Origin of the sequence: Halorubrum coriense DSM 10284, from assembly GCF_000337035.1 — an archaeon.
Taxonomy (GTDB): domain Archaea; phylum Halobacteriota; class Halobacteria; order Halobacteriales; family Haloferacaceae; genus Halorubrum; species Halorubrum coriense.
On sequence record NZ_AOJL01000027.1, the window covers coordinates 48,955 to 73,443 of the forward strand.

Annotated in this window: 22 protein-coding genes and 1 tRNA gene; 8 read left to right on the forward strand and 15 right to left on the reverse strand. The window is 71.5% G+C overall.

Annotated elements, in window-relative coordinates; genetic code table 11:
- Positions 1-2 precede the first annotated feature (2 nt).
- Positions 3-416, forward strand: coding sequence for a DoxX family protein (locus tag C464_RS06500; RefSeq protein WP_006112833.1), 414 nt, complete (start codon positions 3-5; stop codon positions 414-416).
- Positions 417-434: 18 nt separating this feature from the next.
- On the opposite strand, the gene C464_RS06505 is transcribed toward C464_RS06500, so the two are convergent.
- The 7 genes from C464_RS06505 to C464_RS06535 form a co-directional block, all read right to left on the reverse strand.
- Positions 435-1,511, reverse strand: a complete 1,077-nt coding sequence (locus C464_RS06505) for a CNNM domain-containing protein (protein ID WP_006112834.1) — start codon at positions 1,509-1,511, stop codon at positions 435-437.
- Between the two features lie 55 nt (positions 1,512-1,566).
- Positions 1,567-2,889 carry a histidine--tRNA ligase gene (gene hisS, locus C464_RS06510; RefSeq protein ID WP_006112835.1) on the reverse strand — a complete coding sequence of 441 codons (1,323 nt, stop codon included), beginning with the start codon at positions 2,887-2,889 and terminating at the stop codon, positions 1,567-1,569.
- A gap of 78 nt (positions 2,890-2,967) precedes the next feature.
- The gene (locus C464_RS06515) at positions 2,968-5,367 is read right to left on the reverse strand and encodes a methyl-accepting chemotaxis protein (RefSeq protein WP_006112836.1); all 2,400 of its coding nucleotides are present in this window, start codon (positions 5,365-5,367) and stop codon (positions 2,968-2,970) included.
- Positions 5,364-6,605 (reverse strand): ABC transporter substrate-binding protein, encoded by a 1,242-nt coding sequence (locus C464_RS06520; RefSeq protein ID WP_006112837.1) that lies wholly within the window; start codon positions 6,603-6,605, stop codon positions 5,364-5,366. The genes C464_RS06515 and C464_RS06520 overlap by 4 nt, the downstream gene beginning before the upstream one ends.
- A 337-nt stretch (positions 6,606-6,942) precedes the next feature.
- Positions 6,943-7,398, reverse strand: a complete 456-nt coding sequence (locus C464_RS06525; protein WP_006112838.1) for a ferritin-like domain-containing protein — start codon at positions 7,396-7,398, stop codon at positions 6,943-6,945.
- A gap of 185 nt (positions 7,399-7,583) precedes the next feature.
- Positions 7,584-8,177 (reverse strand): DUF7411 family protein, encoded by a 594-nt coding sequence (locus C464_RS06530; RefSeq protein WP_006112839.1) that lies wholly within the window; start codon positions 8,175-8,177, stop codon positions 7,584-7,586.
- Positions 8,178-8,531: a DNA-binding protein gene (locus C464_RS06535; RefSeq protein WP_006112840.1), complete on the reverse strand. Its 354-nt coding sequence runs from the start codon at positions 8,529-8,531 to the stop codon at positions 8,178-8,180.
- Positions 8,532-8,672: 141 nt separating this feature from the next.
- On the opposite strand from C464_RS06535, the gene C464_RS06540 reads away from it, so the two are divergent.
- A complete protein-coding gene (locus C464_RS06540; protein ID WP_006112841.1) occupies positions 8,673-9,818 on the forward strand; it encodes a 60S ribosomal export protein NMD3 in 1,146 nt (381 codons plus the stop codon).
- 171 nt (positions 9,819-9,989) lie between these two features.
- Here C464_RS06540 and C464_RS06545 read toward each other — a convergent pair whose 3' ends face one another.
- Positions 9,990-10,181 carry a UPF0175 family protein gene (locus C464_RS06545; RefSeq protein ID WP_006112842.1) on the reverse strand — a complete coding sequence of 64 codons (192 nt, stop codon included), beginning with the start codon at positions 10,179-10,181 and terminating at the stop codon, positions 9,990-9,992.
- Positions 10,182-10,544: 363 nt separating this feature from the next.
- On the reverse strand, positions 10,545-12,284 hold the full coding sequence (locus C464_RS06550) for an ATP-dependent DNA helicase (RefSeq protein ID WP_239640212.1): 1,740 nt from the start codon (positions 12,282-12,284) through the stop codon (positions 10,545-10,547).
- A 342-nt stretch (positions 12,285-12,626) separates the two neighbouring features.
- Between C464_RS06550 and C464_RS06555 the strand changes: the two genes are divergently transcribed.
- Both C464_RS06555 and C464_RS06560 read left to right on the forward strand, forming a co-directional pair.
- Positions 12,627-12,857 (forward strand): hypothetical protein, encoded by a 231-nt coding sequence (locus C464_RS06555; protein ID WP_006112844.1) that lies wholly within the window; start codon positions 12,627-12,629, stop codon positions 12,855-12,857.
- 116 nt (positions 12,858-12,973) lie between these two features.
- Positions 12,974-14,377, forward strand: a complete 1,404-nt coding sequence (locus tag C464_RS06560) for a beta-propeller fold lactonase family protein (RefSeq protein WP_006112845.1) — start codon at positions 12,974-12,976, stop codon at positions 14,375-14,377.
- A 73-nt stretch (positions 14,378-14,450) separates the two neighbouring features.
- Here the strand turns inward: C464_RS06560 and C464_RS06565 are convergent.
- Both C464_RS06565 and C464_RS06570 read right to left on the reverse strand, forming a co-directional pair.
- Positions 14,451-14,525: transfer RNA gene (locus tag C464_RS06565), tRNA-Glu, on the reverse strand.
- Positions 14,526-14,632: 107 nt separating this feature from the next.
- Positions 14,633-15,706: a M28 family peptidase gene (locus C464_RS06570; RefSeq protein ID WP_006112846.1), complete on the reverse strand. Its 1,074-nt coding sequence runs from the start codon at positions 15,704-15,706 to the stop codon at positions 14,633-14,635.
- Positions 15,707-15,809: 103 nt separating this feature from the next.
- Here C464_RS06570 and C464_RS06575 point away from each other — a divergent pair, with 103 nt between their 5' ends.
- Positions 15,810-16,823 (forward strand): zinc-dependent metalloprotease, encoded by a 1,014-nt coding sequence (locus C464_RS06575; RefSeq protein WP_006112847.1) that lies wholly within the window; start codon positions 15,810-15,812, stop codon positions 16,821-16,823.
- Between the two features lie 15 nt (positions 16,824-16,838).
- Here the strand turns inward: C464_RS06575 and C464_RS06580 are convergent, their stop codons facing one another.
- A complete protein-coding gene (locus tag C464_RS06580; RefSeq protein WP_006112848.1) occupies positions 16,839-17,258 on the reverse strand; it encodes an SHOCT domain-containing protein in 420 nt (139 codons plus the stop codon).
- Between the two features lie 98 nt (positions 17,259-17,356).
- Between C464_RS06580 and C464_RS06585 the strand changes: the two genes are divergently transcribed.
- Entirely contained in the window at positions 17,357-18,022 is a 666-nt protein-coding gene (locus tag C464_RS06585) for a non-canonical purine NTP pyrophosphatase (RefSeq protein WP_006112849.1), read from the forward strand.
- A 30-nt stretch (positions 18,023-18,052) separates the two neighbouring features.
- Here the strand turns inward: C464_RS06585 and C464_RS06590 are convergent, their stop codons facing one another.
- Complete coding sequence (locus C464_RS06590; protein WP_006112850.1) at positions 18,053-19,393, reverse strand: aminotransferase class III-fold pyridoxal phosphate-dependent enzyme; 1,341 nt, start codon at positions 19,391-19,393, stop codon at positions 18,053-18,055.
- A gap of 246 nt (positions 19,394-19,639) precedes the next feature.
- Here C464_RS06590 and C464_RS06595 point away from each other — a divergent pair, with 246 nt between their 5' ends.
- Both C464_RS06595 and deoC read left to right on the forward strand, forming a co-directional pair.
- On the forward strand, positions 19,640-20,002 hold the full coding sequence (locus C464_RS06595; protein WP_006112851.1) for an Hsp20/alpha crystallin family protein: 363 nt from the start codon (positions 19,640-19,642) through the stop codon (positions 20,000-20,002).
- A 114-nt stretch (positions 20,003-20,116) separates the two neighbouring features.
- On the forward strand, positions 20,117-20,764 hold the full coding sequence (deoC, locus tag C464_RS06600) for a deoxyribose-phosphate aldolase (RefSeq protein ID WP_006112852.1): 648 nt from the start codon (positions 20,117-20,119) through the stop codon (positions 20,762-20,764).
- A 32-nt stretch (positions 20,765-20,796) separates the two neighbouring features.
- On the opposite strand, the gene C464_RS06605 is transcribed toward deoC, so the two are convergent.
- Together C464_RS06605 and C464_RS06610 are read right to left on the reverse strand one after the other, a co-directional pair.
- Positions 20,797-23,244 carry a methyl-accepting chemotaxis protein gene (locus tag C464_RS06605; RefSeq protein ID WP_006112853.1) on the reverse strand — a complete coding sequence of 816 codons (2,448 nt, stop codon included), beginning with the start codon at positions 23,242-23,244 and terminating at the stop codon, positions 20,797-20,799.
- Positions 23,244-24,407, reverse strand: a complete 1,164-nt coding sequence (locus C464_RS06610; protein WP_049910926.1) for a BMP family lipoprotein — start codon at positions 24,405-24,407, stop codon at positions 23,244-23,246. Before C464_RS06610 ends, C464_RS06605 begins: the two co-directional genes overlap by 1 nt.
- Between the last annotated feature and the right edge of the window lie 82 nt (positions 24,408-24,489).

Sequence of the window (24,489 nt, forward strand, 5' to 3'; positions counted from 1 at the left end):
CCATGAGCGACGACGAATCCACAGACGCGACCGACGAGGCGTCCGGCCGCGGCGCGCCGTCGCGGCTCGGCCGCGTCCTGCTCGGGGTCGGCCTCGCCGCGCAGGCCTCGGAGGACTTCCGCGACATGGACGACACGATCGAGTACGCCGAGTCGGCGGGCGTCCCGGTGCCGGACGTCGCCGCACCGTTCGCCTCGGGCATGATGGTCGCCGCCGGCGTCGGCATCGCGCTCTGGCGGCTCCCGCGGGTCGCGACCGGCGCGGCGGTCGCGTTCCTAGCGGTCGTGACCGGGACGATGCACGACTTCTGGAACGCCGACGAGGACGACAAGGGCGGCGAGCGGCTCGCCTTCTTCGGCAACCTCGCGATGCTCGGCGGCGCGCTGGTGTTCCTGCGCGAGGCGTACGAGAACTGAGCGGGGTCGCGCCGCCCGTTACAGGTCGCCCGCGTCGAGCGGGTCCTCCAGTTGGCCCATCACCGCCTCCATGGCGTCGGTCGCGGTGAGCAGGCCGACGACCGCGCCGTCCGCGACGACGAGGGCGAGCTCCTGCGACTCGGCCTGGAACCGGTCGTAGGCGTCGCTGACGCTCGCGTCCGGGGAGACCGTCACCGGCGGGGCCGCGACGTCCGCGAACGTCAGATCGCCGTCTCGGAGCGCGTCGAAGCGGCTCACGATCGAGGGGGCGTACACGATCCCCTCGAAGTCGGTCCGGTCCTCGCCCACGAGCGGGAAGCGCGTGTGCGGGGTGTCCCGGATCCGGTCGAGGTTCTCCGCGACGGACGCCGTCGTCGTCAGCGAGACGATCTCGTCGGGGGCGGTCATCACGTCCGCGACGGTGACGCGGTCCACGTCGAGCGCGCTGAGGATCTCGTCGCGGCGCTCCTCCGGCAGTTCGATCTCCTCCATCATCGATCCGAGCCGGGTCCGGAGCTGCGCCCGCGTCTCCAACACCTCCTCTTCGGCCTCGGTCCACGAGCCGGTCATCTCGACGCCGAACAGCCGGAGCGTCGCCTTCGCGACCCAGTCGCCGAACGTGATCACCGGCGAGATGCTCCAGGCGAACCAGTACAGCGGCCGCGCGCCGTAGTTCGCGACCTGCTTCGAGCGCTCGACGCCGAGGTACGTCGGCGTCTGCTCGCCGTGCGTCAGGTGGACCATGTTGATGAGGAGAAAGCCCAAGAGCGAGCCCGCGCCGGCGGACGCGAGCGTCGTGTTCTCGAACAGCGGGGCGAACAGCGCCGCGAGCCCCGGCTCGGCGACGATACCGAGCGCGATGCTCGTCCCGGAGATCCACACCTGACAGGTCGTCAGGTAGAACTCCAGGTCGTCCGTCATCTCCCAGGCGCGTCGGAGCCCCGGGGTGTCCATCTCCGACTCGGGGTACTGGCGGAGGCGCGTCAGGCCGAACTCCACGGCCACGAAGTAGGCGTTGGTCAGGATGAGGAGGACGCCGGCGGCCACGCGGAGGGCGACCTCGGTCGGGGGCATCGCCGTCGCGAGCGGGAGCATCGTCTCCCGTTCCCCGTCCGACCCTCAAAAGGATACAGGCCGCGACCGGCCGAGCCTACTCGTAATCCTCGTACGTCGGCAGCCCCGCTTCGGGCGGGAACTCCTCGACCGGGACGGTCGTCTCGTCGCCGCTCGCCATGTCCTTCACCGTGTACTCGCCGTTCTCCAAGTCGCGCTCGCCGACGACCACGACCGTCTCGGCGTTGATCGAGTCGGCGTACCCCAGCTGCGCGCCGAACGACCGGTCGGAGACATCCTGTTCGACCACCACGTCGTCGCCGAGCGCCCGGAGGTCGCTCGCCAGCGCGGCCGCCTCGCTCCGCGTGTCGCCGACCGAGAGGACGTAGTAGTCGGTCGAGAGCTCCTCGCCGGGCCAGACGCCGGCGCGCTGGCAGAGCAGCTTGAGCGTCGCGTGACCGGGCGCGACGCCGACCGCGGGCGTGGGCTGGCCGCCGAAGCTCTCGATGAGGTCGTCGTAGCGCCCGCCGCCGAAGACGGAGCGGGACACCTCGCCGGTGGAGTCGAAGCACTCGAAGACGACCCCGGTGTAGTAGTCGAGCCCGCGGGCGGTCGTCAGCGACACGTCGCAGAACTCGCCCGCGCCGAAGTCGTCGGCCGCGGCGAGGACGTTCCGGAGGTTCTCGACCGCGTCCTCGACCGATTCGTCGCCCGCCGCGGCGACCGCGTCGAGGTCGGCGACGGTCTCGACGTCCGAGATGAGGTCGTCGAACTCGCGCGCCGTGTCGCGGGCGAGCCCCGCGTCGGAGAGGAGTCCGACGTACTCTGCGTCGTCGACCTTCGCGCGCTTGTCCACCGCGCGGATCGCGGCCGCGGCGTCGACCGCGTCGGGGTCGGCGGCGAGCGACCGGACGAGCCCGCCGAGGATGTCCCGGTGCGAGACGCGGAACTCGAAGTCGTCGCCGGTGAGCCCCAGGTCGGTCAGGGCGTCGGCGGCGACCGCGAGCACCTCGGCGTCGGCCTCCGGGACCGACGAGCCGAACACGTCGATGTTGGTCTGGTAGAACTCGCGGAAGCGGCCCTGCTGGACCTGCTCGTAGCGCCAGAACGGCCGGGTGGAGACCCATTTGATCGGCTTCGAGAGCTCCTGACCCTTCTCGACGACCATCCGCGCGACCGTCGGCGTGAGCTCCGGGGTCATCGAGACGCCGCGGCCGCCCTTGTCGTCGAAGGCGTACAGCTCCTCGACGATCTCCTCGCCGGACTTGTCCACGTACATCTCCGTCCGCTCCAGGGCAGGGGTGGCGATCTCGCGGAAGCCGTGGCGAGCCGCCGCGTCCTCGATCGCGTCGGTCACCTCGCGGCGGGCGGACTGCTCGCCGGGGTAGAAATCGCGGAATCCTTTGAGGCCGTCGTACATGACCGCCGCTTCGGCGAGCGCCCGCTTGAAAGCATCCCTTCGGGGGCGCTCCCCATGGCGGTTCGACGCCCCGCGCCGTTAGTCCGAGTTGGCCTCGCCAGTCGCGGAGCGGTCGGCGGCTTCCGGGTCGGCGGGACCGGCGGGGGTCGCGGCGCCCGCGAAGGAGCCCCCGTCGCCGTCCGCGGGCACCGCGTCCGCGTCCGTCTCGAACCGGTCGAGCGTCTCGGAGAGCCGGGCGGCGCGCTCGGAGAGCGAGGAGACGGACTCCGAGACCTCTGTGAGCGAGGTGGTCTGCTCCTCGGCGGCCGCGGCGACGGTGTCGGCTTCGGAGGCGGTCTCCTCGCTGATCGTCGCCACCTCGTCCGCCATGGAGACGACTTCCTCGGTGGAGGCGGCCTGCTCCTCCGTCACGTCGGATATCTCCTGAACGCCGTCGTTGGTCTCGTCCGCGAGGTCAGCGATGTGTTCGAGGTCGTCGACGGCGGCCTCGACGCGCTCCGCGGCGTCGTCGATTTGATCGCTCGTCGACTCGACTTCGGCCGTCGACCGGTCCATCCGGTCGCGGATCGCGTCGATTCGGGACTCCGCGGTCTCCGCGGCGTCTTTCACCTCGTCGGATAGCGCCTTGATCTCCTCCGCGACCACTTCGAACCCCTTGCCCCCCTCGCCGGCGGAGCGGGCGGCCTCGATGTTGGCGTTCAGCGCGAGGATGTTCGTCTGCTCCGCGATCTCCGAGATCCGGTCTATCAGCTGGTCCACCTCGCTCACCTCGTCGTCGAGCGCGTGGATCGCCGCGACCGCGTCCTCGACCGTCTCCTCGGTCGTCTCCATCTCGTCGATCGCGCCCCTCGCGGCCTCCTGCCCGCGGTTACCCGCCTCCGCCGTCCGTGCGGCGGCGTCGGCGACCCGATCGGACGAGGAGGCGACCTCCTCGATCGTCGCCGAGAGGTCGCTCATCTCATCGCTCACCTCCGTCAGCGACTCGCTCTGGTCGGCGGCACCTCGTGATATCTCGTCGACCGAGCCGGCGACCTCCGACGCCGTCTCGGCCACCTCCTCGGCCGACGCCGTCGCCCGCTCGGACGCCGAGGCGACCTCGTCCGCGAACGCCGAGAGGCGGGCGTACGTCCGCTCCATCTCGGCGATCATCCCGTTGAACTCCTCGGCGATCGCCGCCATCGCCTCGTCGTCGGCGTCGGTCCGCATCCGCGCGGTGAGGTCGCCGTCGGCGGCCTCCCGCATCGTCTCGCCGTAGTCGTCGGCGGTCGACTGGAGCCGCTCGTTCCGGCGCGCCATCCGCTCGCGTTCGGTCTCGGCGGCCTCCTGCGCGGTTTCCGCCTCGTCGATCTTGAGGCTGAGCGAGTCGCGCATCGCGCCGAAGGAGCCGTACAACCGACCGATCTCGTCGATCCGGTTCGTCTTCAGGTCGACCGAGAGATCGCCCGACTCCATGCGCTCCGCGCGGTCGCGGAGGTCGCGCAGCGGGCCGACGGTCTGCCGGCTCAGCGCGAGTCCGACGACGACGAGCGAGAGCAGCCCGGCCCCGATCACCGTCAGGACGCTGGTGCCGACCGCGTCGCTCGCGCCGAACGCCTGCGCGGTCGGGACGGTCGTGACGGCGACCCACTCCTTGTCGCCGGTCGAGGCGTACGCGGCCACCTCATCGCCGCCGCGCTCGAAGGCGGTCCCGTCGCGGGACGCGCCGAGCGCGGCGACGATGTCGTCCGCGGCGTCCAGCGTGTCGCCGCCGCCGGAGAGGATCTCTTCCCCGTTCGCGCCGACGATCGTCGTCTCTTGATCGGCGTGGAGCTGCCGGAGGTTGTCGACGCGGTACTCCAGCGTGCCGACCAGCACGACGACGCGCGACTCGTCGCCCGCGACGGGGCTGGCGAACGCCATCACCTGATCGCCCATGGCGCTCGACTCGTAGGCGGTCGGCGAGTTCCACACGTCGTTCGACGAGGTGAGGTCGACGCCCGGCTCGACGTCGGTCCACGGGGCATCGACGCCGTCGACCGACTCGCCGCGGAGCGCGGGCGACGTGCTCGTGACGACGCTCCCGTCGGCCGTGTCGACGAGGTGGATCGCTCGCACGTCGACCGGGAGTTGGGCCTGCTTCTGGATCAGCTCTCCTTCGGCGGTTCCCGCGTCCGCCCCTGCGAGCGCCTGCGTCGACGAGACGGACCGGGTGTGGGTCTCCATCGAGACCGCCCACTCGTTGATCGAGTCTGCGTACATGTCCACCGCCGAGGTGAGCTGCTGTTCGGCGTCCCGCTCGACCGTAGCCTCGGCGCTCGCGTAGTTCACGCCGCCGACCGCCGCGAGAACGACCACGACGAGAAGGATGGAGATGACGAACTTCGCCCGGTAGTTGCGCCGGATCACGCCCGGCGTGAGCCGCCTCGCGACCCGGCTGACGACCGAGTCGTTGGGGTCGGGCTGGGCGCCGTCGCTCCCTCGGGATCCGGAGTCGCTCATTCGCTCACCTCTGGGGAGACCGTCTCGATCACGCCGATCCCGTCGGCGTCGTACCGGAAGTACTCGTAGTCGATCCCGGAGACGTCGCCGTTCTCGTCGAAGACGACCTCGCTCGACGCGCCCCGGTACTCGACCGGGTCGCCCGCGGCGGCGCGGCGCACGCCCTCGACGAGGGAGTCCGGCGTTACCTCCGCGCCGCCGCCGGAGACGACGTCCCGCATCTGTTCGCGGATCGCACCCCCGTCGTTCTCGCCGGCGGCGGCGTTCGCGAGGAGGAGCACTGCCGCGGCGTCGTACCCGTTCGCGGTGAAGATACCCGGGGCGCTCCCGTACTCGGACTCGTATCGCTCCGCGAAGGCGTCGTAGCCGGGACCGTTCGAGGACGGGGCAGTCCCGTAGACGTTCGACATCGGTTCCCCGACCTGCTCCGGGAGCGACGGGTCCATCATCCCGTCGGTAGTGAACACGGTCTCGTCGCCGGCGTGGCCGTCGTAGTAGTGGCCGAATATCTCGACGCCGTCTTCGGGGTAGCCGATCACGAAGAGTAGGTCCGGCTCGCCGGAGAGCGCGGTCGCGAGGGGCTCCTCGTACTCCTCGGAGAAGGAGACCTGCCGCTGTACCTCCCCGTCGAACGACGTGGCGAACGCCCCGGAGAGCTGCCGGCCGTAGTCGCCCGCGATGTGGAGCGTCGCCGCCGACGACGCGTCGTGTTCGTCGGCCGCGAGGTCCGCGGCGACGACCGCCTGTAGCGAGTCGTCGGGTGCGGTCCGGAAGCTGAACCCGCGGTCGTTGAGGATCGAGAGCGTCGGCGTCGTGCTCGCGGGCGAGCAGTTGACGACCTCCGCCGGGATGGAGGCCTGCTGAACCGCCTGGAGGGTCACGTCGGAGCCGAGCGGCCCGGCGACGGCCGGAAATCCGGCGTCGACGAGCGTTCGCATCGCGTCGATCCCGCCGCGGGCCGTCGTCTCGGAGTCCTCGATCTGCCACTCGACGTCGGCCTCGACGTCCGAGGCGTCGAGCTGTTTCCCCGGCAGCTCGACCGCGTCGGCGATCGGCGTCCCGACGGACTCCAGTCCGCCGGAGAGCGCCATCACGCCGCCGTACCGGAGCGTCCGCTCCGACAGCGGCGTGCGGCGATCGCCGGTGCGTTCGGCGTTCGATCCGAGACACCCGCCGAGCCCGAAGGCGGCGGCCCCAGCCGTCGCGCCCAACAGCTGGCGGCGGCTGCGTTCCTGCATCGGCCTGTTAGGACACACACGCGACCGGAACCAGTATCGGGTTTTAATCCCTCAGGCCAATTTATCGGGGTCGATAACTGAGGCGTGTGGTGTCTTTCCAATCTCCGAGAGATTGGTTTTCACGCCGTGCGACGTGCGAGTGACGGAGATTCGGTCGAATCGACAGACGCACACTTTGAGAACCGGAGCGAAACGAAGCGAAGCGCGGTCGGCGGCGGCGCTGCGACGAGCACTCGCTCGAAAACATCCACTCGGGGTGAGGCTCGCGGGTGCCGATGCGGAGGTCGCGAGCGTCGACGCACGACTCACGGCCGAGGAGACGAAGCCCCGTGCCAGTCTACTCGCGCCGGTATTCCTTCTGGAACCCGCGGAACTCGGTCCGGTGGGCCTCCTCGTCGGAGAGCAGCGTCACGGCGAGGTCCTCGGTGACCGGATCGTCCGCCGCCTCGGCGGCGTCGATCAGGTCGCGGTACGTCGCGATCGCGTCCTCCTCGGCGTCGAGCACGCCGTCGATGACGGCCAACACGTCCGTCGAGTCCTCGGGCGGCTGGAGCGACTCCTGTCTCGCGGTGAACTCGACGGACCCCGGGGGACGCGCGTCGAGCTGTTTGAGCCGCTGGCCGAGCTGTTCGGCGTGCCCGAGTTCCTCTTGGACGTCCTGTTTGAGGCTCTCTTTGATCTCCTCGGCGCGGACGCCGTCGAGGACGATCGCGTTCGTCTGGTAGTTCATCACGGTCTCGATCTCGTCGGCGTACGCCGTTCGGAGCAGGTCGACGACTCGTTCGGATGACATGCCCGGCGCTACGCCTGCGGGGTCGAAAGTAGTTCCGGCGGTTCCGGGTCCGCGGGAGTCCGTCGACAGCGGACGGACCGACGCGTGGGGGCCGGCTACGGCAGCGGAGAGCGCGGCAGCCGAGCGGCGCGGTGGCGGAGGGCGCGGCAGCGGAAGGTGCGGCAGCCGAGCGGCGCGGCCGGCGGTCAGTCGCTCCGGCCGTGGACGTACGTCTGGTCGTGGTCCGGGAACACCTCGCCGACGGTCCCCTCGCCGTACTCGTCGGCGATGAGCGTCCGGAGCTCGTCCTCGTAGTCCGCCTTCGGCACCTCCTCGCTCGGTCCCTGCTGGACGTCGAAGGTGGCGTCGACGAGCTGGTCGACGGCGTGGCGGCCGAACCCGGAGAGCGGGGAGATGTAGTCGATGCCGTTGCGGTCTTCGAGGCTCTGCGCCTGCGCCCGCGACACCGTGGGGACGCGGTCGTCGCGGCGCGTCCCGTCCGCGATGGCGTCGACGTCGAGCGCGGCGATGGCCTCTAGGGCGTGTTCGTGGACGCGCTGGATCCCGTTCCGAGGGTAGCCGTCCGCGACCATCGTCTCGGCGGCGCTCTCGGCCACCTCGCGGTCGAGGTCGGCGCGCTCGAACGGGAATCCGAGTTCGGTGGCCGCCCGCTCGGCGTGCTCCCAGTCGTCCGTGAGCCCGAAGCTCCCGGTGACACAGCGGACGTCGTAGAACCGGTCGAGCAGGAGAGCGGCCAGCGAGGAGTCTTTCCCCCCGCTGTACAGCAGCGCGAGCTCCATCTAGCGCCGTCGGATGTCGAAGCTCTTCTGCTCGGGCTGGAGCTCTTTGAGCAGGTCTCGCATCTGGTCCTCGTCGATCTGTCCCTGAATGCGCCCGCTCTGCGCCAGCGCGGCGACCTGCTGTTTCACCTTCTCGCCGAACTGCGGCTTCGACATCTCCACCGCGTTGAGCCGCTGGCGCGCGCCGTCGGTCAGGTACTGCTTCAACACCGCCTCCTGTTGCGCCTCGGCGCGCTCTTGGGCCTGCTGTTGGGCCTCGGCGGCGTCGCCCTCGCCGCCCTGCCGCTCGCGAAGCTCCTCCATCTTCTGTTCGCGCAGTTCCTCAAGCCGTTCGTCGTCGGGGTTGCCGCTCATACGACCCCGTTCTCGGTCCGTGCGAAAAACCATTTCGGAGGTCGGGACCCGCGCGGAACGGCCGGATCCGGCCTCGGACCCGTCGGACGCGGCGGGGGCGGTCCGCGCCGTTTAAACGGATCCTCGGCGTAGCCGCGTCCAATGAGCGACTCGCGGGAGTTCTGTCCGCGCTGCGGCGACCCGGTCCCCGAGCGGCGCGACCCCCTTCCGGGCGAGCCGCGCGGGCGAGACGCGCTGCTCTGTGACGACTGCTACTTCGAGGACTTCGACCTGGTCGACGCGCCCGACCGCATCGAGGTGTTGGTCTGTTCCGGCTGCGGCGCGGTCAGGCGCGGCGAGTCGTGGCGCGACGTCGGCGCGCGCGACTACACCGACGTGGCCGTCGACGAGGTGGCCGAGGCGCTTGGAGTCCACGTCGACGCCGAGGAGGTCGAGTGGGGCGTCGAGCCCGAGCAGGTCGACGAGAACACCGTCCGGATGCACTGCCGGTTCTCCGGCGTCGTCCGCGGGACCCTCCGCGCCGCGGAGGTGACGGTCCCGGTGAAGATATCGCGGGGGACCTGCGACCGCTGCGGGCGCATCGCCGGCGGGTACTACGCCGGGATCGTCCAGGTCCGCGCGGACGAGCGCGACCTCACCCCGGCGGAGCGCGCCGAGGCGCTCGACATCGCGGAGTCGTACGTGGCCGACCAAGAGGCCGACGGCGACCGCGAGGCGTTCATCACCGAGGTGAACGAGACGGACGACGGGCCGGACGTCAAGCTCTCCTCGAACCGGCTCGCGCAGAACGTGGCGACGCGGATCACGGAGTCGCTCGGCGGGAGCTTCGAGTCGTACCCGACGCTCGTCACCGAGGACGGCGACGGCAACGAGGTGTACCGCGTCACGTTCGCGGTCCGGCTCCCGAAGTACGCGGAGGGCGAGATCGTCGACCCCGAGGACGGCGACGGGCCGGTCCTCGTCACGGGCGTCTCCGGCCGTCTTCAGGGGGTCCGGCTCGCCACGGGCGCCGAGTACACTTCCGCGTTCGCGGACGCGGAGGCCCCCGACGCGACCCGGCTCGGCACCCGCGGGGACGCGGCGGAGACGACCGTGGTGACCGTGGAAGACGAGAACGCGATTCAGGTGCTCGACCCGGTCACGTACGAGGCGAAGACCGTCCCGAACCCGGCGTTCGTCGACGACGACGCGGACGCGGTGCTCGCCTTCGAACACGGCGGCGACGTCCACCTCGTGCCCGACGAGGGGGCGGCGCGGACCGCGGAGTCGGCGCGGAACGGCGACTGAGATAGCGCGGAACGGCGACTGAGATAGCGCAGAACGGCGACTGAGGTAGCGCGGAGAGCCGAACCGAGCGACGTTCGGAAGCGAGCGAAGGGCGGTAGAACTGATCGTTCGTGAGTCGGGATCGCGAAAACGGTCGGCGAGGCGGCGTCCCCGGAAGCGGGGGAGCGCCGCTCAGTCGGCGCGGGCGGGCTGCTCTTGGCCGAGCGCTGCGGCGCGCTCGGACTCCGTTACCTCGATGCCGCGGCGTTCGAGTTGCTCGATGAACTCGGCCTCGCTGAGCCCCGCCTGTGCGGCCGCCTGCGACAGCGTCAGGGTTCGCGCACCGTACAGCGTCAGCGCACTCGACAGCCCGTTCGTGGCCATACATCCAGTAGTCGCGTGAGGGATTATGAAGGTTACTACTTCATTGAGGGACCTGATACACCTTATATGATATATATTGACGACCGATCGAAACGGGGATCGTAATACGTCCGTCGGCTCGTTCCGCTCGCCCGCAGGAGTTATACCGCCTTACGGACGACACGCTGGCATGGACAGACAACAGCTCATGGCGCTGTTCTTCGCGCTCCTCATGGTGAGTTCGATGGTCGCCTGGGGCGTCTCGCTGCTGTAGTCGGCCCGGTTCCGTGGCCGCCTCGACCGACGCGCGTCGGCGCCGCTCGACAGCCGCCGCTCCTCGTCCGTCGTCCTTCTCTGCCCTCCGCGAGAGATCCGCCCGGTCCGTCAGCCGTCGCCCCACACGTCGGATAACGGGTGGTTCTCGCGGCGCTCCGCGTCGCGTTCGGAGCGGGTGCGGACCGACTCGTCGCCCCCAGTCGCGCCGTCGGCGGTCGCGTCGCCGCCGTCGGCCCCGCTATCGGCGTTCCCGCGGGACGAGCGGGTCGCGCCTCGGTCTTCGGCCCCGCCGGAACGGCGGTCGTTCCGCCGTGCGGATCCGGCCGTAGCCGACGGAGACGCGTCGATTCCCGCCAGCGCGGCGTCGGGGTCGAACGCGGGCGGCGACGGGGTCGTCATCGCGTCGATCTGGTCGCGGAACCACGAGGGGGTGTCGGCCGCGGCGCGGTCGAAGAGGTCGAGCAGCGAGTCGTCGGCGAGGTACGTCGCGCCGTAGTCGTCCGGAGCGCGGACGACCCGGCCGCACGCCTGAATCACGGTGCGCAGCGCCGTCCGGTGGTACCACGCCCACTGGCCGTCCGCGAGCCGCCGGGCGACCCGCGAGTCGTTCGTGTTCCGATACGGGGCCTTACACACCACCTGCCAGCGGCAGAGGTCGCCTTTCAGGTCCAGCGCCTCCTCCATCTTCACCGAGACGAACACCTCCGGGTCCGGGCTCGCCTTCCACGCCTCCAGCTCGGCGTCGCGGTTCCGTTTGTCGTGACGCCTGACGCGCGCGGCGACGCCGAACTCGCCGAGGCGCTCCGTGAGCCGCTCCGCGATGTCGTACGAGTGCGCGTGGACGAGCCCCTTCTCGTCGGGGTGTTCGGCCATCAGCCGGACGATCAGGCGGGCGATCTTCGGGACCGTCTCGTCGCGGTGCTCGTAGGTCATCGACCCCTGCGTCACGTCGTAGAGCGGGCGGTTCGCGAGCGGGAACGTGTGCTCGACGTCGACGAGCGCGACGTCCGCGGGGTCGAGGCCGACGCCGCGGCAGAACGCCTCCTTCGAGAGGATCGTCGCCGACAGCAGCGCGAACCGGTTCCCGCGGTCCCACACGGTGTGTCGCAGGTATCTCGCGGGATCGAGGGGCTTGATCTCGATCGCGGTTCCCTCCCCGCCCGGTTGGTCGACGACCCACGAGGTCGGGGACTGGAGATCGCGGTAGTCTTCGAGGAACCAGCCGAGTTCGCCGATCAGCTCCTGGAGCCGGTCGCGCCGCGCGACCTCCTCGCGGTCGAGTTCGCGGCCGACCAGCTCGTCTTTCGCGCGGATCGCCACGTCGCGCAGCGCCTCGACGAACCGCGCGGTCCGGTCGAGCGCGTCCTCCTCGGGGTCGGCGTCGGCCGCGACGTCCGGGACGCCGACGTCGTCCCACACCGGCACGCGCTCGGGCGATATCTCGATCGTCGCGTACATCTCGGCCCACTCGGCGAGGCCGTGCGCCTCGTCGATCACGACCACGTCGCGCTTCCGGAACACCTCGGAGCCGGCGGTGCGCATGAAGTACGCGAGCGTCATGGCGGCGAAGCGGTTCCCCGAGGCGATGGCGCGGTCGGAGAAGTACGGGCAGCGGTGTCGGATCGAGCAGTCGAACCCCTGCTGGCGCGCGCAGGGGGCGCGGTTCACGGGCGTGTCGTGCTCGCCGGGGAGCACGCAGTCGTAGTTCGACTTGCCGCGGATCACCGCCAGGTCGTCGAGGAGGTCGTCGGCCTCGACGTCGTCGATCTGCGACACCTGCGGGGTCGTGTAGTACGCGCCGGTCGCCTCGCTGGGGGCCGCCTCGCCCGCGGTCTCCGCCGCCCCCATGATGGCGCGGGCCAGCAGCGACTTGCCGCTGCCCGTCGGCGCGCGCACCAGCACGACCTCGTTGCCCGCCGCGAAGGCGTCGCGGATGTCGGCGACGGCCCGCTCCTGCGCGCCGCGGAAGCTCGGCGCGGGGAACTCGGCGGGGATCCNATCCGGCTCGGGTCCACACGACGCCCTCGCGCGCTGGCGGAATTAAACCCTCGCTTGGCGGTCAGACGCGGCGCCGTCGCGGCGGTCGAGCCCGACCCGAAGCGAGGGTCGCCTCCCGCCGACGGTCGCGCGCCCGCCGCGCCCGACCCCAGTAGCTATTCGTGGCCGGAGCGACGAGGGGGACCCAGAGCGATGAGCGACGACGGGATCCTCGGGTCGCTGTCCGCCGTGGGCCTGCTGAGCCTCTGTTGTATCGGCTTCGGCGGGCTGGCGGGCGGGGCGGCGCTGGTCGGCGGCTCGGCCTCGGTGAGCGCGTTCGCGACGGGCGCGACGAGCGCCCGCGGCGCGCTGATCTCCGGGGCCGTCACGTTCGGGACGGTCCTCGTCGCCGCCGCGGTGCTCCGCCGGCGGCTGAACCGGTGAGAGGGCGTGAGAGGGCGGGCGAGCCGTCGACGGCGACTCCCCGGCGACGCCGGCGCGCTCGCACCGGAATCGGGACGCCCGGCGGGGCTTTACCCGGCGAGCCCGGTGGTAGCATCATGACCGACGACCGCCGTCGCGGACGACGCGCGAGGACTCGCCGAGAGGGGGCGGCCCCGGACGCGGAGCGAGACGACGCCCGGTCCGCCGAGGCCGACCCGCGACCGTCGAAGGGGGCCGCGCTCGCGAACGGCGACCGGACGAACCCGTTCGCCGGCGGCGTCGACCGCCGCCGGCTGCTCCGCGCCTCGGGCGGGGTCGGTGCCGCGGCGGCGCTCGCCGGCTGTTCGGGCGGGGGAGGCGGCGGTGGGCGCGAGGCGGCCGAAGCGCTCCCCACGGTGTTCGCGTTCAACAACGGCGACCGGACGGTGAGCGTCGTCGACCCCGAGCGCGACGAGGCGGTCGCGACCGCGTTCCTCGACACCACGGCGTCGTTCCCGGCCAACCAGTACTCGACCGGGGCGGACGGCGCGTACGACGTGCTGTGGCTCAACGTCGCCGGCGGCGTCCGCGCGTTCGACCAGGGGACCCTGACGGAGCTCGCGTTCGTCGAGACGGGCTACGGGCCGAACTACCCGAACGTGACCCCCGACGGCGACCACCTGCTGATCGCGTCCGGCGGCACGACGGGGCTCGACCCGGACCCGGACGACCCCCCGGACCACGCGATCTTCCGCGTCGACGCCGACCGCGAGAGCGATACTTTCGGCGAGGTGACCGGCGAGATGCGGACCGGCTACGTCGGCCCCTGCGACGCGACGCTCGGGCCGGACGGCGACTACTGCTTCGTCGCCGACGTCGCCGACGAGTCGATCCGCGTGGTGCGCGTCGACCCATTCGAGACGGTCGCGCGCGTCGACGCGGGCGAGCCGGTTACCGACGGGAAGGTCCTCCCGTTCATGTGTACCGCGACGTTCGACGGGGAATACCTCCTCGTCGAGAACGGGGAGGGAACCCTCGGGAACGACCCCGAGGTCCCCCGCGAGGGCTCCGAGAGCGTCTGGGACGTTTCCGACCCCGAGGCTCCCGAAGAGGTGGCGAAGGTCACCCGCGACGACGGGGTGCCGGGCGCGCCGATCACGAGCGAGGTCGACCCGGACAGCGAGGCGGCGTACCTCCTCATCCCGGGCGAGGGCGTCGGCGTGATCGACTTGGAGACGTTCGAGTACGAGACGACTATCGACGTCGGCGGGAGCGCCATCTCCGCCGCGTGGGGGCCGCGCCGCGAGAAGCTGTACGTGCCGGTCCAAGACGCGAACCACGTCGCCGTGGTGGAGCACGCCTCGCGGTCGGTGGTCGCGACGATCGAGGCCGGCGAAGCGCCGACGGGGGCGGCCGCGGGAACCGTCAGGCCGGCGCGGAGCGCCGTCAACGACGTGCGGGCCACGCTCGCCTCGCTCGGGCTGCCGCTCGGCGACATGGAGGCGACGTTCTGTATGGACGACCACTGCTACTGCGGCTGACGGTCGGCGGGTCCGCGGCGTTCGGCCGAGACGGGGCGCTGCCGGGGAACGAGCAGCGAAACGGGAAGAGAAATGCTCCGGCTGGGATTTGAACCCAGGTCATCACCGTGAGAGGGTGATATGATTGGCCGGACTACACCACCAGAGCACGTCCGTTCGTCGCAATCTACGGTAGGAAAGACGATAGTAAAACAGTTCCGTTTCGCCGCCGCCGTGCCCCGGTTTGTCGTGGCGATCCGACCCGCGGCGGGCGGTTCAGACCTCGACGGCGAACGGGTTCGCCGCCCCCTCGCGGTCGCCCGCCGCCGCGGCGATCGCCGCGAGCAGGTCGGCGACGCCGTCGAGGTCCGCGGTGTCGATCACCTCGACGGGCGTGTGTATGTACCGGTTCGGGATCGAGACGTTGAGCGCGGGGGTCCCCCCGCGGGTCGTGTAGAACGCGTCGGCGTCGGTGCCGGTGCGCGTGCCGGCCGCCTGGAGCTGAACGTCGACGTCGGCGTCCGCAGCGGCGTCGCGCGCGAGGTCGACGAGGACCGGGTGGTTCGCGCTCCCGCGACCGATCACCGGGCCGGCACCGAGCTCGACCGGCCCGCGCCGCTCGCGGTCCACGTCCGGGTTGTCGGTGGCGTGCGTGACGTCGACCGCGACGAAGGCGTCGACGTCGTCGAGGTCGACGCCGACCATCCGCGCCCCCTGGAGCCCGACCTCTTCCTGAACGGTGGAGACCGCGTACACGGTGGCGTCGACGTCGGCCGCGGCGGCGCGGCGGAGCCCCTCCGCGGCCGCCCACGCGCCGGCGCGGTTGTCGACCCCGCGGGCGGCGATCCGGTCGCCGACGAGGTCGCGGAGCCCGGTCGAGAACGTGACGGGGTCGCCGACCTCGACGTGGTCGCGGGCCTCGTCGGCGTCCGCGGCGCCGATGTCGACGAACTGCCCGGCGACGTCCTCGTACTCCTCGTCGCCGTCCCGCAGGTGGATCGCGGTCTGTCCGATGACGCCCTGAACCGGCTCCTCGGCGTGGACCGTGACGTGCTGGCCCTTCGAGACGGTGCGGTCGGCGCCCCCGATCCGCCCGATCCGGAGGAAGCCGTCGTCGAGCACGTCCCGGACGATGAACCCGATCTCGTCGGCGTGGCCGGTGACGGCGACCGTCGGCGCGTCGGGGTCGCCCTCGTGGACCGCGACGGCGTTGCCGTACGCGTCGGTGTCGACCCGGTCGGCGAACTCGCCGACGTAGTCGGTCCACACCCGCTGGGCGGCGGTCTCGAAGCCCGAGGGGCTCGGCGTCGCGAGCAGGTCGTCGAGGAACGCGCGGCGCGTCTCGTCCATGGGCGAGGCTGTGCGGCGTCGGGCAAGAAGACACCGGAGTCGGCCGCGCCGGCGACGCACCGGCCGACACAAGCGCTTTGAGGCGGCCGCTCGTCCGATCGGTATGGACATCCTCCGAAGCGTCCGGGCCGTCGCCGAGGCCGAGGGACCGGGCGTCGTCGACTGGGACCGGGCCGCGGCGGCCGCGAAGGGCGCCACGGACCCCGGGTCGGTCGCGCTCTCCGACGCGGAGCGCGCGGGGTACGCCGCCGACGTCCGCGACGCGCGCTCGCGGCTCGCCGCGGTCGCCGGGATCGAGTTCGACGTGCCCGACACCGTCGAGGTACAGAACCGCCACCACTGGATCGACGCGAGCGTCGGCACGTTCCGGCGCGTGATGGACCCGATCGAGGCGGCCGCGGCGGACCTCGACGAGCCGGACGGGACGTTCGACGCGACGCCCGCGCGGCGCGGTCCCGCGTTCGCGCGGGACCTCAGCCGGGTCGCCAACACGGGGTCGATGGCGTTCGCGCTGGGGTTCCTCTCGCGGAACGTCCTCGGCCAGTACGACCCCCTCCTCCTCGCCGACGAGCCGGCCGCCGACCACGGCCTCTACTTCGTCCACCCGAACATCGTCGCGGTCGCGCGGACGCTCGACGTGGACTACCCCCGCTTCCGGCGGTGGATCGCGTTCCACGAGGTGACCCACGCCGCCGAGTTCGGCGCGGCCCCGTGGCTCCCGGAGTACCTCGAATCGCGCGTCGAGCGCGGGGTCGAGGGGATGACCGACCGCGGGCTCGACCCCGACGCCTTCGCGGAGCTCCAGGCCGCGATGACGGCGGTCGAGGGGTACGCCGAGGTCCTGATGGACCGCGCGTTCGACGGCGAGTACGCCGACCTCCGGCGCAAACTCGACGATCGGCGCGGCGGGGGCGGCCCGGTGCGGCGGCTCGCGCAGCGGCTCCTCGGACTGGGCCTCAAGCGGCGACAGTACGAGCGCGGGGCCGCCTTCTTCCGGCGCGTCGCGGACGAGCGCGGGATCGAGGCCGCGGGCGCGGTCTGGGAGCGCGCCGAGAACCTGCCGACCGGCGAGGAGCTGGACGACCCGGACGCGTGGATCGCCCGCGTCGACCCCTGAGCGCGGTTCGCCGACTCACTCCAGTTCGTACTCGCGCGCTCGGTTCGCGCCGGAGCCGTCCGAGACCTCGGCGGGCGTTCGGTCGAACCGCTCGTCGAGGTCCTCGGTCGCCAGCAGCCGGTCGAGCCGCCGCTCGAACTCCGCCTCGTCGATCTCGCCGCTCGCGTACCGATCGCGCAGCGCCGCGATCGGCCGGTCCGCCGCGGCGGAGTCCGGCGGTTCCCCGGTCTCTCCGTCGTCGGACGCGACGAGCGGGAACGCCTCGCCGAGGACCAACACCAGCGGGATCAGGATGAAGAAGCCGGTGATGAACAGCGCCGGTCCGAGCGGCGCTACGGGGCTCGGGAGGAGGACGGCGGACAGCGAGGTGAGCCCGAACGACAGGATCGCGATGAGCCCGACGAGCCGCTTCTTCTCGAAGGTAGGGAGGGCCATGCGCGGATGCTGTCGTCGAGACGACAAAAACGTACTGCCGCGGCCGGTCCCCGTCCGCGACCGACGGCTATTCCTCGCGGGCGCGCCCACGTCCGTCCGTGCTCAGGTACGTGACGACGAACCCGGGGAAGGTCCGCGAGGCGGAGCGGTACCTCCCGGACGGCTCGGTGGAGCGACTCGACTTCGACTACACGGAGGTCCAGGCCGACGGTCTCGGGCCGATCGCGGCTCAGGGGGCCCGCGAGGCGTACCGCCACGCGGACGGGCCGGTCCTCGTCGACGACGCGGGACTGTTCGTCGAGGGGCTCGACGGGTTCCCGGGCCCGTACTCCTCGTACGTCGAGGAGACGCTCGGGATCGAGCGCGTGTACGAGGTCGCAAGCGAGCTCGACGACCGCCGCGCCGCCTTCCGGTGTACGCTCGGCTACTGCGACGGCGAGGGGTTCGCCGCGAGCCCCGACCCCGTCGACCGGGGCGACCGCGACGCGGCCGCGGCGGCGGGCCCGGACGCGGAGGCGGGCGGCGAGAGCGGCGGCGAGGATGACGCGGTCGGAGCCGACGCGGACCCGCTCCCGGTCAAGCTGTTCGAGGGGTACGTCCCGGGGCGGATCGTCGCGCCGCGGGGCGACGGCGGGTTCGGCTACGACCCGATCTTCGAACACGACGGCGAGACGTTCGCGGAGATGGACACCGACCGGAAGAACGCGGTGTCACACCGCGGGCGGGCCTTAGAGAAGTTCGCGGAGTGGTACGCGGACCGCTGAGGGCGGCCGGCCCGAGCCGGCGGGGACCGCTCAGGCCGCGTCCGCGATCGCGTCGGTGAGGAGGTCGCAGCCGAGGTCGATCTCGCGTTCGGTGACGTCGAGCGGCGGGAGGATCCGGACGACCTCGTTGCCGCACGCGAGCGTCAGCAGGCCCCGGTCGAACGCGTGTTTCACGACCGCGTCGCGGCGCTCCGTCGTGTCGAACTCGACGGCGAGCAACAGCCCCTTGCCGCGAACGTCGTCGACGCCGTCGGGCGCGGCGTCGCGTATCGTCTCCTTGAACTGCCGCCCGCGAGCGACCGCGTTGTCCATGAGGGCCGCCTCCTCGATGGCGTCGAGCGTGATCGCTCCCTGCGCGGAGGCGATCAGGTCGCCGGCCCCCCACGTCGACGAGAGCCGGCCGGTCTCCTCCGGGAACACGTCGCTCCGGGAGACGGTCGCCCCCACGCGGAGGCCCTTCGCGCTCGTGATCACGTCGGGGTCGTACGCGTAGTGGTCCGAGCCCCACATCTCGCCGGTGCGGCCGACGCCGGACTGGATCTCGTCGGCGATCAGCGTGATGTCGTGCTCGTCGGCGAGCGCCGCGATCTCGTCGGTGAACGCCTCGGAGGGGAACCGGTAGCCGCCCTCGCCCTGGATCGGTTCCATGATCAGGTAGGCCACGTCGTCCGGGTGGACGTTCCCCCGCTTCGGGTCGAGCTTCCGGCGGAGCCGGGAGACGCCGTCGGCGAAGAAGCCGCACGAGCACGTCTCGGGCGAGCAGGTCCGGTCGTCGCAGTACGGGACGTCCATCACGCCGCTGACCTCGGGGAACTCCCGGCGGTAGACGGACTTCGAGCGGTTGAGCGAGAGCGCGCCGAGCGTCCGCCCGTGGAACGCCCCGTCGAAGGTGATCGCGTACTTGGCGCCGTCCGAGGCGTCGTAGGCGATCTTGATGGCGTTCTCGACCGCCTCCGCGCCGGAGTTCGAGAGGAAGACGGTGTCCATGTCGTAGTGGCTCGTCAGGTCCGTCAGCCGGTCCATGAGCCCGGACGACCCCGGGATTCCGTCGTCGGGGGAGGGGCCGCCGGCGGCGTAGAAGTCCTGTCCCGCGATCTTCAGCGGGTCGACGAGGTCGAACTCCGCGAGCCGGTCCATGATGAGCGGGTTGTTGTACCCGAGCGGCGCGGCGGCGACGTGGCTGGTGAAGTCCATGAGGACGTTGCCGTCGACGTCGGTACAGAACGGGCCCTCGGCGGGGGCGGTGCGGTCCCAGACGAACTCGTAGACGTAGGTGCTCGGTGCGGCCGACTCGTGGTGGTACTCGACCCACTCGCGAGCGCGCTCGCCGGGGAGGTCCGAGACGGCGGGCGTGGCGGTGTCGCGATCCATGAGCCGGGGTGGCACGCGGACGAAATAAATCCGGGGCGGACGCGCGAACGTTGGAGAAATCTCCAACTATCGGCCGCCCGTCGGCGTCCGCTACGGCGACCGGACTCGGCGGCGGGGCGGCGCGGAGGGCGATCCCGGGTCGGATGCGCCGTCGATCGTACTGTGTTACAAAACACCAAGATACGTCAGATTTTTATAGAATCGCGAACCTATTACCAGATGAGTTCGAGGTGGTCAGCAATGCCCATGCTCGAGCCAGCCAACGCGTGGACGCAGGGACTCGACTTCCCGAGCAGACTGTTCGAATCCGGTAGTACCGACTACGAACTGTACGAGGAGGACGGTGAGTTCGTCCTCTCGGTCGAGCTTCCGGGGTTCGACCCGTCGGAGATCACCGCCTCGTGGAACGACGGCGTGCTCAACGTCGCCGGCGAACACGAGGACGAGAGCCGCGGGACGCGGCGGACGTACCACCGACGGTTCCGCTTCCCGAAGGCGATCGACGAGGACGGCATCGAGGCCACGTACCGGAACGGCATCCTGAGCGTCCGGCTTCCGGTGACGGTCGAGAACGCCGTCAGCGGCACGGAGATAGAGATCGAGAGCTGACGCCGACGCGCTCGGTCTGAGACCCCCGCGGTCTCCGGACCGCCGTCACGAACGACCGGTCGCCGACCGCGGCGACCCCGCACGCCTTTTAGCTCCCGCCGCCACGGGAGAGGCATGAACCGCGACGAGTTCGCCGCCAGCATCGACCACACCGTCCTCGGCCCGGAGACGACGTGGGCCGACGTGCGGACCGTTCTCGACGAGGCCGCGACCCACGGGATGAACGCGTGTATCCCGCCGTGTTACGTCGCCGAGGCGGTCGCGTCCGAGGCCGAGCCCGAGGCGATCGCCACCGTGGTCGGGTTCCCGCACGGACAGCACGACCCCGCGGTCAAGCGCGACGAGGCGGTCGCGGCGTGGGAGGACGGCGCGGACGAGATCGACCTCGTGATCAACGTCGGCCGGCTGAAGGCCGGCGACGACGGCGCGGTCGCCGACGAGCTCGCGGACGTCGTCGCGGCCGTGCCCGTCCCCGTGAAGGTGATAATCGAGACCGCGCTCCTCGACGACGACGAGAAGCGCCGCGCCTGCGATGCCGCGGTCGCCGCGGACGCCGACATGGTGAAGACGTCGACCGGCTTCGCCGACGGCGGCGCGACCGTCCCCGACGTCGAACTGCTGAGCGAGTACCTGCCGGTGAAGGCCTCCGGCGGCGTCGGCTCCTACGACGAGGCGACGGCCATGCTCGACGCCGGCGCGGTGCGGATCGGCGCGTCCTCCGGCGTCGCCATCGTCGAGGGACACCCAGAGAGCGGGGACTAGAGCCGCCGCCGCCGACGACCCGAGGGCGGGGACTAACGCTCGTCGGTCGAGGGCGGTCGCCCGTCGCCGTCGGCGGCGAGCCCGTCTCCGAGCGGCGACTCGTCAGTGTCTCCGACGGATCCGCTCTCCGCGTCCCGTCCTTCGTCGCTCCCGCCCCTCGCGTCGCTCTCGGCCACGTCGTCTCCCCCGGTCGCGTCGACGCCGTCGGACTCCGCGTTCTCGGCCCCGTCGGGATCGACGTCGACCTCGAAGGCGGAGACCGACTCGGCGAGCGAGTCGGCCTGCCCGCGGAGCCGGTCGGCGTTCTCCGCGATGGTGGCGACGGTCGCGGTCTGCTCCTCCGCGGCCGCGGACACCTGCTCGGAGCCGGCGGCGACCTCCCCGCTCACCTCGGCGACGTCCTCGACCCCCTCGACCGCGCGCTGCGTCGACCGGGCCTGGTCCTCGGCCGCCTCGCTTATTTCCTGGACGCCGTGGTTCGTCTCCTCGACGGCGTCGACGACCGCTTCGAGCGACGACGAGGCCTCGCGGACGGTGTCGGCCCCCTCGTCGATCCGCTCGTTTGTCTCGCGGATGTCGTCGACGGTCGCGTCGGTCTCGTCGCGGACCGTCGCGATCTGCGACTCGATCTCGGCGGCGGCCTCCTGCGTCTCCTCGGCGAGGTCCTTGACCTCGTCGGCGACGACCGCGAATCCCTCGCCGGCCTCGCCGGCGCGGGCCGCCTCGATCGAGGCGTTCAGCGCGAGGATGTTCGTCTGCTCGGCCACGTCGGTGATGAACTCGACCACCTCGTCGATCTCGTCCATCCGGTCGTCGAGCGACTCCATCTGCTCGACCGCGGCCGCGGAGCGCGCCTCGATCGCGTCCATCTCGTCGAGCGCCTCCGCGGCCGCCTCGCGACCGGCCTCGCCGCGCTCGGAGGCGGCCTCGGCGGTCTCAGCGACGGACGCGGCGGACGAGGCGACCTCCTCGATGCTCGCGGAGAGGTCGCTCATCTCGTCGCTCACCTCGTCGAGGCGCTCGTCCTGACTGATCGCGCCGTCGGCGATCTCCTGTATCTGCTCGCTGACGGTCCCGCTCGCGGTCTCGACCTCGTCGGCACCGGCGGCGAGCTCCGCGCTCGCCGAGTCGACCTCGCCGGCGAAGGCGGCGACCCGCGCGGTGGTCCGCTCCAGCTGGGCGACCATGTCGTTGAACTCCTCGGCGATCTCGCGCATCGCCTCGCGGTCCGCGTCCGGGTCCATCCGGCGCGTGAGGTCGCCGTCCGCGACCGCGCCCATCACCTCGCTGTAGTCGGCCGCGCGCGCCTCCATGTCGCGGGTGACGGCCTCCGCCTCCTCGCGGGCCGCCTCGGCCTCGTCGGCGGCGGTCTCGGCCTCGGCGATCCGGTTCCGGAGCGCGTCCCGCATCTCGCCGAAGCTCGTGAACAGGCGGCCGATCTCGTCGATCCGCCCGGTCGACAGGTCGACGTCGAGGTCGCCCGACTCGATCCGCTCGGCGCGGTTGCGGAGCCGCGAGAGCGGGAGCACCGTGCGGGTCCCGAGCACGGCGCCCACGACGCCCAGCGAGGCGAGCGTCAGGAGGACGAGGAGCAGCACGGAGTTCCCCACGTCGTTGCGGACGGCGAACGCCGTCGACTGGTCGACGCTCGTGACGGCCACCCAGTCGGTCTCGGGGACCGAGGCGTACGCGTGGACCTGCCCGTCGCCGATCCGCGTCGCGGTCGTGGCGTTGCCCTCCCGGACCGTCTCGATGCCGTCGGCGTGCGCCGCCTCGTCGACCGTGCCGTCGATGTCGAGGACGGTCTGCCCCGCGGCGTTGAGGATCATCGTCTCCTCGCCGGTGTCGCTGTTCTGGATGCGTTCGAGCTGCGGCTGGATGCGGGTGACCACGACGAGGTACCGGCCGTCGGCCCGCGGGACCGAGCTGGCGAACGCCATCACCGGCCGGTCGTTGAGTACGGGCGACCGGTACGAGCGGTCCGACCGCCAGACGCGGTCGTCCGCGCCGACCCCCTCGGGGACGTCCGCGTCGCTCCACGGCGCGTCGAGGTCGCTCGGCGCGCGCCCCTCCAAGGGCCGTTCAGTGCTGGCGACGACCCGGTCCTGCGCCGCGTCGACGAGGTGGATGCTGACGATGTCGTCGGAGAGCAGCTGGTCTTTCAACAGCACGTACGCCGGCGCTCGACGGTCGGACCGGAGCGCGTCGGCCGCCGACATCGACCGCGTCTCGGTGCGCATCCGGTCGGTCCACGAGCCGATCGCGTCGGCCTGGAGGCCGCCGGTCTCCGCGAGCTGCGTCGTCGCGTCGGACTCCACGGTCTCTCCGGTCTGGAGGTAGGTGAACGCGCCCCCGGCGGCGACGACGGCCGCGACCACGAGGAACGCCAGCGCGAACTTCGCGGCGTATCGGCGACGCACCGCGTCCGGGAGGAGCCGGCCGACGGCGCGCACCAGACGCCGGAACGAGTCGGAGGCCATCAGTTCACCGCCTCCGGGTCCGTGGGGACCGACAGGTCGCCGTCGACGATCCGGTCGCCGGAGTCGGTGATCGCGGCGCGCACGTCGTCGGGGATCACCGGCCCGAGCGACGTTCCGTAGACGAGCGCGACCCCGTCCTCGGCGAGACCGAGCGCCGTCGTGGAGCCGGTGTCGAGGTCGCCGTCGATCGTCTCCTCGACGGCGTCGTACACCGCGGTGCCGACCCGCTTCACCATCGACGCCAGGATGACGTCCGCGTACCGGGGGTTGCTGCGCGACTGGTCGGAGTCGACGCCGATCGCGTACCGGCCGTACTCCTGGGCCGCCTGGAACACGCCGAGGCCGCTGCCGCCGGCCGCGTGGTACACCACGTCGGCCCCCTGTTCGAACATCTCCGCGGCGGCGGCGTACCCGCCCTCGGGGTCGTCGAACGCGCCGAGGTACGTGGACAGCACCGACACGTCCGCGGTCGCGTGGGCGACGCCGGCGCGGTAGCCGGCCTCGAACTTGCGGACGAGCGGCGAGTCGACGCCGCCGACGTAGCCGACGGTCCGCTCGTCGGGGACGGTCGCCCCCGCGCCGACGGACAGGTCGCGGTCGGTCACCAGCCCGGCGAGGTGGCCGGCCTGGAACGACCCCTCGTGCTCGCGGAACACGTAGCTCGCCACGTTGTCGCTGTCGACGACGGAGTCGACGATGACATACTGCTGGTCGGGGTGTTCGCCCGCGACCGTCGAGAGGGCGTCCCCCTGAAGGAAGCCGATACAGCAGATCAGGTCGTACGCGGGGTCGCTCGACGCCGAGAGCGCGGCCTGCGTGGCCTCGAACTCCGGGATCGATGTCGGCTCCTCGTTCGCGAACGCCACGTCGTAGTCGAGGCGAGCGCGCTGGATACCCCTGTTCGCGGCGTCGTTGAACGACCGGTCGTCGAGCCCGCCGAGCGCGTATATCATCCCGACCGTCGCGCCGGCGTCGTCTGCGTTAGTGATCGCGTCGCCCCCGTCGTCTCCCGTTCCGTCGCCCGCCCCGTCGTCGCCGGCGTCCATCGACGCCGTCCCGCTGGGATCCGTTCCCAGACACCCCGCGACGGCGGCCGCGGTTCCCGATCCGAGGGCGACGGCGAACCGCCGACGTGAGGCCGTGACACGTCTCTCTTTAGTCATCGATTTGGATTCGACGGAAGGGTGACAAAACCGCTACGGGGAAATTATCACCGCTAATAGTAAACGGTGCGTGCGCATCTCA